This is a genomic window from Tychonema sp. LEGE 07196 (genome assembly GCF_963890365.1).
Lineage (GTDB): Bacteria > Cyanobacteriota > Cyanobacteriia > Cyanobacteriales > Microcoleaceae > Microcoleus.
Genome location: NZ_CAWPRX010000145.1, coordinates 49,113 through 65,092 on the forward strand (window position 1 = coordinate 49,113; position 15,980 = coordinate 65,092).

The following is a 15,980-nucleotide window of genomic DNA, read 5'->3' on the forward strand; positions in this document are numbered from 1 at the left end:
TTCTACGCTACATACAGCGCAAGTAATTCCAGAGCAAAAAAGCAACAATAAAAGAGCGGAAGTTGCAGGGCGTAACGCAAGAATTTATATTCCGAGCCAATTTACAGATCCCCTCAACCCCTCATCCCCATGTTATATATATTAATATACCAACCCTTTTAGACAGCAGTAATTCCCAACATGATTTCACTGCCAGACATCACAATTCTCAACCAAATCTACGAAAGCGCTAATTCCCTCGTATACCGGGGCATAATTAATCAAAATCGGCAACCAGTGATTTTGAAACTCCTCAAAGAAGATTACCCCACACCAGCCGAACTCTACCGCTACCAGCAGGAATACGAAATCACTCGCAATCTCAACCTAGAAGAAACAATTAAAGCTTACGAGTTGAGAAAATACCAAAATACTCAACTAATCTTGTTAGAAGACTTTGGCGGAGAATCCTTAAAAATGATTCTCAAACGCCGTACATTTTCAGTATCGGAGTTTCTCCACATCGCCATCAAAACTACCAAGGCGTTAGGCAAGATTCACAAAAAAAAAGTTATTCACCAAGATATCAATTCATCTAACATTGTCTTGAATACTCAAACCGAACAATTAAAAATCATTGACTTTGGCTTATCTACCATCTTATACCAAGAAAATCCCTGCCTCAAAAATCCTCATCTTATAGAAGGAACATTAGCTTATATTTCCCCCGAACAAACAGGAAGAATGAATCGCTTGCTCGACTACCGCACCGATTTCTACTCGCTTGGCGTTACCTTCTACGAACTGCTAACCAATCAGTTGCCTTTTGAATCAACCGATCCCCTGGAATTAGTTCATTGTCATATTGCCAAACAACCAACTCCGCCTCATAAAATCAATCCCAAAATACCCTTAAACCTTTCAGCAATTGTCATAAAATTAATGGCAAAAATGGCAGAAAATAGATATCAGAGTGCTTGGGGAATCGAGGCAGATTTAGCAACTTGCCTAGAACAATATCTAACTAATAAAATCAAAGCTTTTCCCTTGGGATACCGAGATATTTCTCCTCAATTGCAACTTCCTCAAAAACTGTACGGCAGAGAATCGCAGATAGAGTCATTGTTGGCTGCATTTGTGCGGGTAACTTCTCCAGAAAAGCAGCAAGTAGCTGCAAGCAACCCAACTACAACTCAGTCACAAAATTGTCCCGTACACGGACAAACTGAACTCATGCTTATTTCCGGATACTCTGGTATCGGTAAATCTGCTTTAGTTCAGGAATTGTATAAGATAATCACTCAAAAACGGGGTTACTTTATTGCAGGTAAATTTGACCAATTCCAGCGCGATATTCCCTATCAAGCATTAGTCGCTGCCTTCCAAGAATTGGTGCGGCAATTGCTCACCGAATCTCAACCCGAACTACAGCAGTGGCAAGATAAGATTCGACAGGCATTAGGCAGCAACGGACAAATTATTATTGATATTATTCCCGAAGTAGAACTGATTGTTGGCAAACAGCATCCCGTCCCAGAATTACCTCCAGCCGAAGCACAAAATCGGTTTAATTTAGTATTTAAACAATTTCTTCAAGTCTTTTGCCAAAAAGAGCATCCCCTTGTCCTATTTCTAGACGACTTGCAGTGGACAGACAGCGCTACGCTGCAATTACTTCAGTTGATAATCACCGATTTTACTACTCAACATCTGCTGGTAATCGGAGCTTATCGAGATAACGAAGTCAGTCCAACCCATCCTTTAATGCTGAATTTATCTGAACTCAAAAAGCAGGGAACAAAAATTAATTATATTTCCCTGGGACACTTAAATTTAAACCAGGTTAATGAATTCATTGCCGACACGCTGAAAACCGATCGCATCTCTACACAAAAATTAGCTGAGTTGGCTTGGCAAAAAACTCAGGGAAATCCGTTTTTTATTAAAGAATTTTTCAAGTCACTTTATCAACAAAAACTGCTAACTTTTGATAACAATAATCGGGCTTGGAATTGGGATTTAAAACAAATTATTACTAAAAATATTACTGATAATGTTGTTGAATTTATGGCAGATAAAATTCAAACATTATCAGGATCTGCACAAAAAATCTTACAATTAGCCGCTTGTCTTGGGAACAGATTTGATTTGCTAACCCTTTCAGTTATTAACGAAAGTTCTCCAAAAGCAGCGGCAAATGAATTGTGGGATGCCATGCAATCGGGATTGATCTTACCTGTCGGCGATGATTACAAATTCCTGAAAACCGACTTAGAGACAAAGCAATTAAAAATTACTTATAAATTTGCTCACGATCGCATCCAGCAAGCAGCCTATTCCCTAATTCCCCCAGGCGAGAAGCAAGTCATTCACTGGCAAGTCGGGCAACTGTTATTGCAAAATACACCGCCACATAACCTCAAACAAAATATTTTTGATATTGTCAATCAACTTAACTTAGGCATTGAAGCAGTTGATATTCAGTTAGAAAAAGATAAACTTGCTCAATTAAATCTGATTGCCGGTCAAAAAGCGAAGGCATCAGCAGCTTGGAAACCTACCTGGAATTACTTACAATTTGGTATAAATTGCTTGAGTGCAGATAGTTGGCTTCGTAAGTATGACCTAACTTTGGCACTGTACGTGGAAACAGTAGAAGCTGCCATCTTGAGCAACCGCGTTGAGGAAATGGAAAAATTGGCTGACATTGTGCTTCAACAAGCTACTTCATTGCTAGACAAAGTAAAAGTCTATGAAGTCAAAATTCAAGCTTATACAGCACGAAATAAACCTCTGGCAGCGATTGATACCGCACTTTCAGTATTAAAATTGTTGGGGATTCGCTTTCCCAAACAACCAACAAAATTAAATCTTTTTACGGAACTGGTGAAAACCAAGTTAAGTTTAGCCGGCAAGCAAATTCAGGCTTTAATCGACCTCCCAGTGATGACAAACCCCGATAAGCTAGCAGCGATGCGTATTTTATCAACTGTAGTTTCTGCTGCCCATTTAGCCGCACCTGAACTGCTGCCACTGATGGTGTTCAAACAGGTGAGATTATCAATTAAATATGGGAATACTTCTGTCTCTTCTTGTGCCTATGCTACTTACGGATTGATTCTGTCTGGAGAAAACGTAGGAGACATTGAGACTGGCTATCAATTTGGGCAACTTGCTCTTTTGTTGCTCGATAAGTTTAACACTAAAGAACTCAAAGCCCGAACAATATTTATTGTTAATTACTTTGTCAAACATTGGAAAGAGCATCTTAGGGAAACCTTAAATTCTTTGCAGAATGCTTACTCGATCGCCCTAGAAACTGGAGACTTAGAATATGCAGCTTATGCCGTTTGCGTATACTCCTACCATTCCTATGTATTGGGCAAGGAATTGCCAAAAGTTGAGTCAGATATGGCAATGTACAGTAATACGCTCAGCCAACTAAAGCAAGAAACATCATTTTACTACAACCAACTCAATCGACAGGTTGTATTAAATTTGATGGGACAGGCTGCAGATAAGTGCCGTTTAGTTGGTGAAAGCTATGATGAAGTAAAAATGTTACCCCTGCATCAAGAGGCAAATGCTAAAAATATTTGTCGCTCTCTTTATTTTTACAAGCTATTTCTCTGCTATCTTTTTCAAGACTATCAGCAAGCTCTGGAAAATGTTACTTTAGCCGAAAAATATAGCGATAGTTCTGTAGGTACTATTCCTTTGTACCATTTCTACAATTCTTTGGTTTATCTGGCTATCTATTCTGAGGCATCCAAATCCGAGCAAAAACTCATCCTCCAGAAGGTGAAAGCCAACCAGAAAAAAATTAAAAAGTGGGCGCATTTTGCTCCGATGACTCACCTGCATAAATTCTATCTTGTGGAGGCAGAGCGATATCAAGTGTTGGGTGAAACCACTCTCGCTATAGACTATTACGATCGCGCTATTGCCTCAGCCAAAGAACACGAATACATCAACGAAGAGGCTTTGGCTAATGAATTGGCTGCCAAGTTTTACCTCGCTTGGGGAAAAGAGCAAGTTGCCGAAGTCTATATGAGCAATGCTTACTACTGCTATTTGCGCTGGGGTGCTACAGCGAAACTCACGGATTTGGAGCAAAAGTACCCGCAACTTTTAAAGCGTTTTATCACAGTCAGAAATTCCGATAAATCGCGCAGCAGCTTGTCGGAAAACTCTGACAGTTCTGCGGCCGAACTTCTGGATTTAGCAGCATTAATGAAAGCGTCTCAGGCAATTTCCAGCGAAATTGAACTCGATCAACTTCTCAAAACTTTGATGAGAACGCTGCTGGAATGCAGCGGTGCCCAAATTGGCTATCTCATTTTAGAATCTCAAGGACAATTGCTAGTCGAAGCATCAGGTGAAGCTACCTCCGATCGGGCGATCGTGTTGCCTTCAACTCCCATAGAAAACTGCCTGCCTTTATCGGTAATTAACTATGTGGAAAGAACTCAGGAAGGAGTGATTGAAACTAATGTAACCCGCGAAGGCAGGTTTACTCAAGATGCTTATATTAAAACCCAGCAACCTAAGTCAATTCTTTGCGCTCCTCTGCTGAATCAAGGGCAATTAATTGGGATTGTTTACTTAGAAAATAATTTAGCAGATGGCGTGTTTACTTCCGATCGCCTGCAACTAATTAAACTGCTGTCAACTCAGGCGGCGATCGCCCTTACCAACGCCAGACTCTATACCGAAGTGCGATCGACCCAAAATCGCCTGAATAAATTCCTCAATGCCATACCCCTGGGCATCTCGGTGCACGACGCCAAAGGACAAATCATCTACACCAATCAACTTGCCCAGCAGTTGCTGAATATTCAAGATTTACCAAAAGCCGAAACCCAGCAACTATCAGAAACCTACGGCGTTTATCGGGCCGGTACGGCGGAAATGTATCCAGTGGAACAGTTGCCCGTAGTGCGATCGCTTAGCGGAGAAAAAGCACAGGCGGATGATTTGGAACTGCACCGCAGCGACGGAAGTATTTTTGTAGAATCTACGAGTACGCCAATTTTTGATGAGACGGGTAATGTAGAATATGCGATCGCAGCTTTTCAAGATATTAGCGATCGCAAACAAGCCGAAAAAACCCTCATCGAAAACGTCCGCTTAGAACAAGAAATTAGCCATCGCAAAAAAACAGAAGCAGAACTCGAACAGGCCAAAGAAGCAGCCGTTGCAGCCAACCTCGCCAAAAGCACTTTCCTTGCCAACATGAGCCACGAATTGCGAACTCCCCTCAACGCCATTCTCGGTTTTTCTCAACTGATGGATGGAGATACAAACCTGTTAAGCGAACAAAAAGAAAACCTCAACATTATTCATCGCAGTGGCAATCATTTATTATCTCTCATCGATCGGGTACTTGACCTTTCCAAAGTCGAAGCCGGACGCATGACCCTATCTGAAAACAATTTAGATTTCCATCAATTTATAAGTGATATCAAAGATATGTTTGCTTTGAAAGCCAAAGTTCAAGGCTTGCAATTACGATTTGAATGTGCTGCCGGTGTTCCCAAATATATTTACGCTGACGAAGTTAAGTTGCGGCAAGTGCTGATTAACTTAATCGGTAATGCTGTTAAGTTTACCCCTTCTGGCAGCGTGTCTTTAGAAGTAAAAAATCAAGTAAAAACACAACCAAACAACAACCAACAAACAAGTATTACTTTTGAAATAAAAGACACGGGAGTTGGCATAGCAGCAGGCGAACTAAAACAACTGTTCCAACCCTTCGTGCAAACAGCATCAGGTCAAAAAGTGCAGCAAGGAACGGGATTGGGGCTGATGATTAGCCGTCAATTTATCCGCTTGATGGGAGGTGAAATAACTGTCATCAGTCGCGGCAAAGCTTTCACCCCTGGAATGCCTGTGAGGGAAGTATCCGAGGAGACAACGGCTACACCAAAATCTGGTACAACATTTCAATTTGATATTTCTGTGAGCATCGCTGATGGAAGCCAAATTCAAAACCAATCCTACCATCATCGCGTCATTGCCTTAGCGCCCAACCAACCGCAATATCGCATCTTAATAGTCGATGATAAAGATGACAATCGGCAACTGTTAATTAAACTCCTCAAACCTCTGGGTTTTGAAGTGCAAGAAGCAACTAACGGCATTGAAGCCCTGCAAATTTGGGATTCATACTCACCGCACCTGATTTGGATGGATATGAGAATGCCCGTTATGGATGGTTACGAAGCAACAAGACAGATTAAAAGTACAACTAAAGGGAAAGCTACTGCTGTTATTGCTTTGACAGCTAGCGTGTGGGAAGAAGAAAAGGCAATTATTTTATCGGCTGGCTGCGATGATTTTGTGCGAAAACCTTTCCCCACAGAAGCCATCTTTGACATCATGGCTAAACATTTGGGAGTCAGTTATATTTATGAGGAGCAAAAGCTATCGTCTTCGGCTGATGATGTGACGGGAGAAACCTTAAATTTAACAGATTTCTTAGCAACCATGTCACAAATATGGATTGTCAAATTGCATGAAGCAGCTCTTGATGCGGATTCAGAATTAGTGTCTCAACTGCTTGAGGAAATTCCTGATTTCCAAGTTTTAGAACTTCAGACTCTCAGAGGTTGGCTGAATAAATTTCAGTTTGAGAAGATTCTCGATTTAACTGAGCCTTTGGTTTGTGAATCTTGATGCAGCAGATTGCAGGTTTATCAAGTAAGGAATGAAAATTTAATAACTTAAGCGATTGCTCGTTACCAGGCTTGCTCGTTACTAGGAAGAGCCTGGTAATGCTTCTGGGGCTCCGAAGAGCCTCCTTTTATCTGGCAACTTACAGGAGAGAGGACTGTAGGAGGTGTTTAAGTTATTAAGTTTTCGCTCCTAAATTATCGTTCTATCCCCCGTAACCGCTCTCTTAAGAAGGGGAGGGACAAGAGTATTCAAAGTCTCCCTTCTTCAGGGGAATTTAGGGGGATATAAACTCAGTTAATATCAATTTCATAAAGTAGCGCTAGATATTACCCCCCCAACCCCCCTTATTAAGGGGGGGGCTAAGACTTCATCTGTAGCACATCTTTAAAAAAATGGTATAAAAATAGTAGCGATTTCAACCGCCGAACGATTGTGGGGGTGACTTAATTCACTTCAATCATTGAGTTTACGGGCGACTGTTTTAACTTGGTAAGATCGCGGATGGTAATTGAGCAACCGTCTCCCAATTTCACAGCAGTTACATAACAGCATTTGCCAATGTCATCCCTTTCTAAATGCACCTCTCCGGCAAGTGATTCTCCAGTCTCTACAACCTCTACTAATAACTCAAATAATTGTGGAATCAATCTATCGAGCAGTTTTTTCAGAACGGGTTCGTCCGCTAGTTCTGTGCGTTTTTTGCCTAACAGTCTGGCAAAGACAGGGTTAACTACCAAGCAGCGAAAATCTTCAATTTCTCCAGCAATATCCGCCCTCACCGCCTCCACTGCGGCTATTCCATCCAGAGATGAGTTGAGCAAATTTGCCAAGAGGGCGCGAGATTGGTAGGCAATTTCTGCGGTTTGCTGGTGTCGATCGATCGCTTCTTGAAGCTGGCGTTTTTGGCGCTCAATAGTGAGGTGAGTTTCGAGCCGCACTAGCACTTCTTCCGGATCGAAAGGTTTAGAAATGTAGTCAACTCCTCCTACTTTAAAAGCTTTGACTTTATCAAAGATTTGGTCGAGTGCGCTTAAAAAAATAATCGGAATTTCTGAGAAATTTTCATCATTTTTGAGGACTTCGCAGACTTGATAGCCGTCCATGTCTGGCATTTTAATATCCAGCAATATAGCATCGGGGATATGATTGCGAACAGTCCTCAAGGCCATCGAACCATTGGTGACGCAGCGAACTGTATACCCGTGTTCAGTCAGAATTTCTGTGAGGAAATGCAGATTTTCTGGGATATCATCCACAATTAAAATGTTGCCGGGGGAATTTTCTAATTCATTGATGTCACTTTCTTGAGACTGATATACAAATTGGCGCTCGCTTCGAGTAAAGGCACCAGCAGTTGTGCTGTTTTGCTTCTCTACCAGAGAGCGAAAGTTATTTTTAGTAACTTTTTTTCCGATTATGTGTGAAAGGCTCTGCCACAGGACGGCAGCTAAATCTTTGATATGTCCTATACTCAGGTACAAGCTGTCAGCAACAGCATTATAAGTTGTGTTTTCCCAAGCAGCTTTTAAGATTTCTTTTTCAAGCAAACTTAATGTTCTACTCGTCTTGGACTCTAAGGCTGCTTCGATAAATTCTAGGGCTTCTTCAAAAGTCATGTACAAATCAATCTCATCGGGTAGTAAGCTTTTTCCAGTTTGGCACCCTAGCTTTGAGTTATGCACTGCAGTAAGTCGGCGGAGAACTTTCTGATAACTATTATGACAGGCTGATTGACAATTACGATCCGGGCGATCGCCCCCGCTCCTCATTTTACCTTGTCGAAGCAAAAGTAGCGATCGCGCCCGCCTCTAAGTCTTTGAGGGCGATCGGCTTAAACCCTTTTATTACAAGGCTTTTAAGTTGCTTGTCACCCTGTCAGCTCTTTGAGTTTGTTCGCTTACATTTTTGCCCACCTCTTTCTTCACCAGTCTTGGAGGCACTCCCACCAAAGAAACCGGGTTTTTTACCGAATCTGCGGGCTGCAACCTCTGTATTTTCCTCCATCAAACCCGGTTTCACCGGCCCCCATGCGTAAGCCCTATTCACATAACGATCCGAACGATCCGACTTTTCCGACTTTACGATCCGACTTTTCCGACTTGCTTTCTGCCGATCGCCCAAACATACTATTGAATAGCATCCACCAAAAGACAGAGAAAATTACCAGTCATGCTGCCGATCAGCTCTATCTAAAGATAGATACTAAAACCAGGGCGTCCGACTTTTCCGACTTTACAATCCGACTTTTCCGACTGACAGGAGCGGGGGAGGGAAGCCCTGATACAGACACGGAAAAGATGCAGCCTCAAAAAAAGAGCAACTGAATCCAATCCAAACCTGGATAAATGCTACGTCAAAGTATAAATCGTGATTGTAGAAAAACTCCGGCTATCCTGAATTTATGGTGTAAAATAGATCGACAAATACAGTTAGAGTAATGAGCTTTCATTTAGACTATTTATTAGACTTGCCTGGAGTCAAGGTTGAAACTTGCACTCAAATTGAAGGACAAATTTACTTTCGACGCTCGCGCTTTAGCCTCAGAAATAGTTTGTCCTCATTGTAATAATTATACAGAAGAACTGCATCAAAATCTACCTATATTAGTCATATATTTATCAGTTTTAGGTCGTTTTGTGTATTTGTAAGTACCTCTTCGGCAGTTTTACTGCCCTAGTTGTCAACGTTACATTACAGAAAAATTAGAATTTATTGACAAAAAAAACACGGCATACTCAACGATAGGAACAAAATATTTATGCGCGTGTTCAACAGTCAAGCATGGAACAAATTGGGCGAGGAGAAAGATTAAGTTATGACGAAATCAAAGGTATTTTTACTCAGGTCAATTCCTCTCAAAAAAAACTGTTGGGAGTCAGTTAAACGAGTAAGTATAGATGAGATAAGTATGCGCAAAGGAAAAGGAAGTTTCGTAACTGTTGTCAGTGACATTGAGGGGGGTAATTTGATTGAAATGATTGACTCTCACCGTCAGCAAGATATAGTTGAATTCCTGATGAGGCAACCGCTTAAGGTTCGAGAACAAGTTGAGGAAGTGAGTGTTGATATGTGGGTATAATTTCCAAAAGTTATAGAACAAGTATTCCCTCTTTTTCCAACTTGTTGTTGACCGTTTTTACGTGATGAAAGCAGTTAATAAAGACTTGAATAAGTTGCGTCGAGGAATAGGAATCACAGACAGAGGCAGCAAATATTTATTATTGAGTAATCGAATCAACCTTGAGTACGAGCGATTTGAAAAGTTGGAAATATTTTTGAAGAAATCAGAATGCTTAAGAATTGCATATCAGATGAAAGAAAAGTTTCGAGAAATATATGAGACCAATATGACCGTCGAAATCGCTCAGACAGAGTTGAAGGATTGGCTGAATGATGTGCAAATATTTTTCCAAGAATCAGCTTCGACAATTGTCAATCATTTTGAAGGAATTTGTAACTACTTTATTGATCGCACAACAAGTGGAGTGATGTCAGGGATAAATAATCGAATTAAGTTAATTATGCGACAAGGATATGGCTTTTCAAACTTTGATAACTTTAGAGAGCGCGTATTAGCTTGCTTTTCTGATTAGATAAAAAGATCACCGCAAGTTCAGGAGAGCCGAAATTCTGCCTTCTATCTTCAGCATAAGTGCCTTTTGCCTTCCGAACCGGGTTGAAAAGTCATATCTCGTTAGCGGAGCCCGCCCGGGAGCTACGCCAACGAAAAGGATCGCACTTGGCAGGCCACCAACTGTTTTGGAAACGAACGCGACCGCACAGATCGGGTGGAATTTCTTCATCGACGATCGCTGTTTCGGAATTGTCAAAAGTTATGATTGCTTGCTCCCGATGGTAGATTTGCCTTAACTTTCAGAATAAATGGCAAACGACGCTGCAACAATCAAAGTAATATTTTCAATTCCCACGACGCGAACCTCCTCACCGGGTTCAAAAGTGATGTCTCGATCGCACTTGGCCGGCCACCAACTGTTTTGGAAACGAACGCGGCCGCATTCTTGAGGGCGAATTTGTTCGTCAACAATTGCTGTTTCAACATCGTTAATAGACATAACTGCTTGCTCCTGAATGTAAACTCGACTCGATCGGCGTGTAAGTTAGAAGCTTGTCTGTCAACTTCCCCTCCACACTCAACAGTCTCACACGCCAACCTCGGCCGTGTCAGTCGGTAAAAGTCCATACAAGTTCACTGTTTGAGGGTGTAAGCGAGTCGGAAAAAGTCTGTTAAAGTTGTGTCAGATAGGTAACGCTAAACCTGGTGACTAAATGGAAGCCGATCGCGCACTGGATTTTACCAACTCGTTACTTGTGGCTCGAAACCTGAAAACTCTAGACAACCTTGAGTGCGCGATCTTTCGCGAAGCATGGATCGGGGTGCAAGCCAGGACGTACCAACAGGTTGCAGACAGTGAAGGGTATGGACTAGGAACTGTTAAAGACGCTGCCTCTAATTTGTGGAAGCGACTTTCGGCCCTATTTGGAGAAGGCGAAAAAGTCAAAAGAGACAATCTTCAGGCGGTTGTAGAGCGATTTTGGCGCCGAAGATCAAAACTAGAACCGCAGTCGGGACAAATTGTTTCGGCACAAGTGCCTCAGATGCCTGATTCGGAGTTGGAAATAGACAACCCTAACTTTTTAGGCCGGGAAGCGGCAATCGCCGAGCTCAATACTCTTGTCGCGCAAGGTGCAAAAGTGATTGTCATCCAAAGTGCCGGCGGTACGGGCAAAACGACTTTGGCCAGAGAGTATCTCAAATCTCAAGGGTTTGACAAAACGATCGAACTATTGATGGCAAAAGAGACAGAGAATATCACCGCATTGGAAAGTGCGATCGAAGAATGGCTGAAGCAAGATTTTCAAGAAGAACCAGGGCCAGACTTTGGGGTAACGCTGGGGCGCTTCAAGCGGCAACTCCAGACTTGCAAAGTCGGGGTATTGATTGACAATTTGGAAGCCGCCCTCGACGGACAAGGTAAGTTTATTGAACCGCACCGACTTTATGTCGAACTGTTGCGAGTCTTGGCCGACGCGGCAGTGCAGTCGGTAACATTGATTACCAGTCGCGATCGACTCTGCGATTCTGATGTCACCGTCGAACACTACCTGCTTCCGGGATTAGAGGTGGAAGTTTGGGGGCAATTCTTCCAGGGCCGCAACATCAATATAGATGATGTCGCCCTCAAGGAAATGCACAAAGTTTACGGCGGCAATGCCAAAGCAATGGGCATTATTTGCGGCACGATCCGAGAAGATTTTGACGGAGATATGGCCGCCTACTGGCTGGAAAATAGCGATGTGCCCTTAGTTGAAACTGACTTGAAAAACTTAGTCGCGAGTCAAATCAACCGCCTGCAAGAACTCGATTCCGAAGCCTATCAACTCCTCTGTCGCTTGGGATGTTACCGCTATCTTGATGTGCCAACAGTCCCAACAGAAGGACTTTTGTGTTTGCTGTGGGACATACCCGAAGCCGGGCGCAGACAAATTATCAAGTCCTTATTGCACCGATCGCTAGTCGAGTCTCAGAAGGGCGAATACTGGCTGCATCCAGCAATTAGAGAAGAAGCGGTCGATCGGCTGTCACCCGAAGACTGGGACACTGCAAACCGCAAAGCAGCCGAGTTTTGGACGGAGAGCGCGGAGATTGTTGAGACGGTAGAAGATGCGCTGAAAGCTTTTGAAGCTTACTACCACTATGTGGCTATTAGCTGTTTCGAGCAGGCCGCTAGCATCATCCTCAAAAAAATCAATATTCAGTTTTCTAAAGATTATCAGCTCGGCCTAGCGCTGTATAAATTAGGTTTTTTACAGTCGATAGTTTCAGCAACTACTCGCATTGTCAACAATGTGAATTCTGATTATTATTTGAGCGGTCTTTACAGTATATTAGGTGTTGGTTACCGGCTCTTGGGCGATATCAATCAAGCGATAGAATGCCACCAAATTTCGGAAATAAAGTCAACTAAATGTTTGCAAAATCTCGCCAAAAGTAGCGATGAAGAAAATGGCAAACAAGCTAATCTGGAATTTTGGAAAGTTAATGCTGCGATTAATATAGGTTTTTGTAAAATAGAACTGTGGGAATTAGACGCAGCTATGGAGATATTTGTCAAGCTCAAAAAATCGAGGGAGGAAATCGGGATTAACGGTTGTGCGATCGATGTCGGGTTAGCTTTTCTCAACTCCTGTGTCGGAGTCAAAAAAGAAGCTGCTGCGATCGCCGATCGACTTAATGCCGATCGGGAAAACAGTCAGTTAGTCGGTACCGGATATAAGTTAGTTTTTCTAGCAGCCACCTACAAAAACCTCGGAGATAGAGAAAAAGCTTTGAGCCTGTACCGCCAAGCGATCGCCCGATCCGACCAAAACCAGTACACTACCATCAAAGCCAAAGCTCTCAACGGTATCGCCCAACTGTACCGAGAACAAGGAGAATTTGACACAGCGCTCCAGCACCTAGCTGAAGCAACCCAAATACTCGATCTGCAGGGCGCTAAATTAGACCGAGCCGAAGCTTGCTATCAACTAGCACTGACAGAACAAACAATCGGTGAAATTGAGAAAAGCCAAGAAAATTTAGCTCTAGCAATTCAACTGTTCGGCGAAATGGACGCCAGCAAACAAATAGAAAAGGTACAGTTAGCTGCTACCAAAAAACCCGAAAAAATACCTAACTAACCGAGAAAGCGAGCAAGCGCACCCGACGGTTGTAACCTTCTGAATTGCTGAAACTCGTGCCGTCGATTCGATTGCTGCGGCCTTTTGTATTCTGCTATAAATGAGAAAAAAGATACAATAAACTCAAACACAACCATCAAATTTTTAGACATGAAACTAAAACGATTGGGACACGTAGCCGTCTGCGTGCAAGACATCGAAAAATCTGCTGAATTCTACCGAAATTTGGGGATGGAGTTAGTGTGGAAAGATGCAGACTGGGCTTATTTGAAAGCGGGAGAGGACGGCTTGGCGCTGTTGAGTCCGAGTTACGACCAAGCAGGGCCGCATTTTGGCTTTGTGTTTGACGATCGCACCGAAATGGAATCCGCCTACCAACAGCTTAAATCCGAAGGTGTTTCCGTCACTCAGATTCACGAACACCGCGACGGTACAGCCTCTTTTTACGGTAGAGACCTTGACGGTAACGGTTTTGAGTATCTTTACGAACCCGCCAAAGGATGATTTTAGGGCTTGGGGGGCGATCGGCTATTAAATCCAGATAAGGCGCGCCCCCGACCCACCGTGAAGATTGGTTGCTGTGCAGGGTTTGTAGCGCGTGCGCTGCGCTTAGTGTTGACTTTGTGGGCCAGTGGAAATCGCCTGTCGATCGGCGTTTGGGCGTTTTGATTGTAAAACCAAGATCCCCCAAGCAATTTTTTGGGCTTTAACTAATGAAAAAATCGCAACGCGAATTAATTAAGCCCTAGATTGGTGCCGAATGCACAGGCCACGGGATTGGTGCGAATCAGCTACCGGCCCGTAGCTGAAGGCCCGGAACCTCTGTAGGAGTCGCCGAATAAAGTGACGTACTGACACCAATGCTCGCGCAGTAGGGTGTAAGCTCAGAATCGGAAATATATCCACAACTTCCGAACATCGGTTCGATAATCTAAAATCTAAAATCTAAAATCTAAAATCCTCATGTTGCAGAGAATACAAAGCAGAAACCGCTGGAAATCCATCTTCAAACCCTGGGAAGAATCAGATCCTTGGCTGTTTATCGCCTGCATAGGCCTCACCTTCTTCGGCGGAATCATGATCCGCAGCGTCGAAATCAACCAGGGGCTGATCGACTGGTGGCGGCACTGGGTAACTGGCGCAGTCGGTTTGTTCATAGCCGTAATCATTTCCCGCTGTCGCTACGAAATACTCCTTCAGTGGAAATGGCCGATTTACACAGTTATCAATTTGTCACTAATCGCAGTTCGATTTATCGGTACTACAGGGCTCGGTGCCCAGCGGTGGATCAATATCGGCGGCTTTTACCTGCAACCGTCAGAATTTGCCAAAGTAGGGATGATTATCACTTTAGCAGCTCTCCTGCACGACAAAACTGTCCCCACAGTCAGGGATATGTTGAAGATGCTGGCGATTATGGCCCTACCCTGGGGATTGATCTTTGCTGAACCAAATTTAGGTACTTCTCTGGTGTTTGGCGCGATCACAATGGGGATGTTTTACTGGGGTAATGTCAATCCCGGCTGGCTGATATTGCTGTTTTCTCCTCTAATCTCGGTTCTCCTAAACAACTTGTCTACACCGATTTGGGTTGCTTGGGTAGTCGTTGCGGGGATTATCGCTTGGCGAAGCCTACCTTGGCCTTGGTTGGGGACTTTTGCTGCTGTGGTGGTGAACGTGGTTTCGGGACACGTCGGACATATTTTTTGGGGTGTGCTTCAGGATTATCAAAAAATGCGCCTGACAGGCTTTTTAAACCCCGAGAAAGACCCTTTAGGCAGCGGATATCACTTGATTCAATCTCGGATTGCGATCGGGGCTGGGGAGCTCAAAGGCAGGGGTTTGTTTCACGGAACCCAAACTCAGCTTAACTTTATTCCCGAACAGCATACGGACTTTATCTTTTCAGCGATCGGCGAAGAATTGGGCTTTATTGGCTGTATTTGCGTTCTGGTGACGTTCTGGATAATTTGTTTCCGGTTGGTGATTATTGCTCAGACTGCTAACGACAATTTTGGTTCATTGCTGGCGATCGGCGTACTGTCAATGTTAATTTTTCAGGTATTCGTAAATATTGGGATGAACATCGGCTTAGCCCCGGTGACAGGAATTCCGCTACCTTTCCTGAGTTACGGGAATGCGTCGCTGCTGAGTAACTTTCTCGCACTGGGACTGGTGGAGTCGGTAGCCAACCAGCGACAGCGCAAGAAGCGTTGGAATTAGATATAGCATTTCTCAGAAAGATGAGGTGCTGTGGGGCATAGGGAATGGGGCGTTGGGCGAGCGCGAAGCGGAGGGATGGGGCATTGGGCGTTGGGCAAACAATAGGGCATACCTCACAACGATCTCGAACTGCTATAGAACCCATTTGATATCTATTGCGTAAATCTCAGAAACCGGGTTTCTCTCTATATTTCTCGTCACCCAACCCAAAACTCCAAGAATACCCGGTTTCTCGCCTCTTGCGTAAATCTTAGAAAGCGGGTTTCTCTCTATATTTCTCGTCACCCAACCCAAAAACTAGACCTCTTGCAAAAGTCAAATTTACCCCCCGCAAGTCCCCCCTCCCGCGGGGAGAAATAAGAATAATCTTGCTCCCTCCCCGCGGGAGGGGAGGGTTGGGG

At 43.5% G+C, this 15,980-nt stretch carries 8 protein-coding genes; 6 read left to right on the forward strand and 2 right to left on the reverse strand.

Annotated features, from left to right (window positions below; genetic code table 11):
- The first annotated feature begins 180 nt into the window (after positions 1-180).
- The gene (locus AACV78_RS16775) at positions 181-6,657 is read left to right on the forward strand and encodes a hybrid sensor histidine kinase/response regulator (RefSeq protein ID WP_194011587.1); all 6,477 of its coding nucleotides are present in this window, start codon (positions 181-183) and stop codon (positions 6,655-6,657) included.
- Between the two features lie 443 nt (positions 6,658-7,100).
- On the opposite strand, the gene AACV78_RS16780 is transcribed toward AACV78_RS16775, so the two are convergent.
- Positions 7,101-8,273 (reverse strand): response regulator, encoded by a 1,173-nt coding sequence (locus AACV78_RS16780; protein WP_194011586.1) that lies wholly within the window; start codon positions 8,271-8,273, stop codon positions 7,101-7,103.
- Positions 8,274-9,565: 1,292 nt separating this feature from the next.
- Here AACV78_RS16780 and AACV78_RS16785 point away from each other — a divergent pair.
- Positions 9,566-9,736, forward strand: a complete 171-nt coding sequence (locus tag AACV78_RS16785) for a transposase (RefSeq protein ID WP_194011585.1) — start codon at positions 9,566-9,568, stop codon at positions 9,734-9,736.
- A 64-nt stretch (positions 9,737-9,800) separates the two neighbouring features.
- Entirely contained in the window at positions 9,801-10,250 is a 450-nt protein-coding gene (locus AACV78_RS16790) for a transposase (RefSeq protein WP_194011584.1), read from the forward strand.
- A gap of 273 nt (positions 10,251-10,523) precedes the next feature.
- On the opposite strand, the gene AACV78_RS16795 is transcribed toward AACV78_RS16790, so the two are convergent.
- The gene (locus AACV78_RS16795; RefSeq protein WP_194011583.1) at positions 10,524-10,730 is read right to left on the reverse strand and encodes an NfeD family protein; all 207 of its coding nucleotides are present in this window, start codon (positions 10,728-10,730) and stop codon (positions 10,524-10,526) included.
- A 214-nt stretch (positions 10,731-10,944) separates the two neighbouring features.
- On the opposite strand from AACV78_RS16795, the gene AACV78_RS16800 reads away from it, so the two are divergent.
- The 3 genes from AACV78_RS16800 to rodA all read left to right on the forward strand — a co-directional run bounded on the left by AACV78_RS16800 (position 10,945) and on the right by rodA (position 15,579).
- Complete coding sequence (locus tag AACV78_RS16800) at positions 10,945-13,356, forward strand: tetratricopeptide repeat protein (protein WP_194011582.1); 2,412 nt, start codon at positions 10,945-10,947, stop codon at positions 13,354-13,356.
- A 150-nt stretch (positions 13,357-13,506) separates the two neighbouring features.
- Entirely contained in the window at positions 13,507-13,860 is a 354-nt protein-coding gene (locus AACV78_RS16805) for a VOC family protein (RefSeq protein ID WP_194011581.1), read from the forward strand.
- Between the two features lie 459 nt (positions 13,861-14,319).
- Positions 14,320-15,579 carry a rod shape-determining protein RodA gene (gene rodA, locus AACV78_RS16810; RefSeq protein ID WP_194011580.1) on the forward strand — a complete coding sequence of 420 codons (1,260 nt, stop codon included), beginning with the start codon at positions 14,320-14,322 and terminating at the stop codon, positions 15,577-15,579.
- The last annotated feature ends 401 nt before the right edge of the window (positions 15,580-15,980 follow it).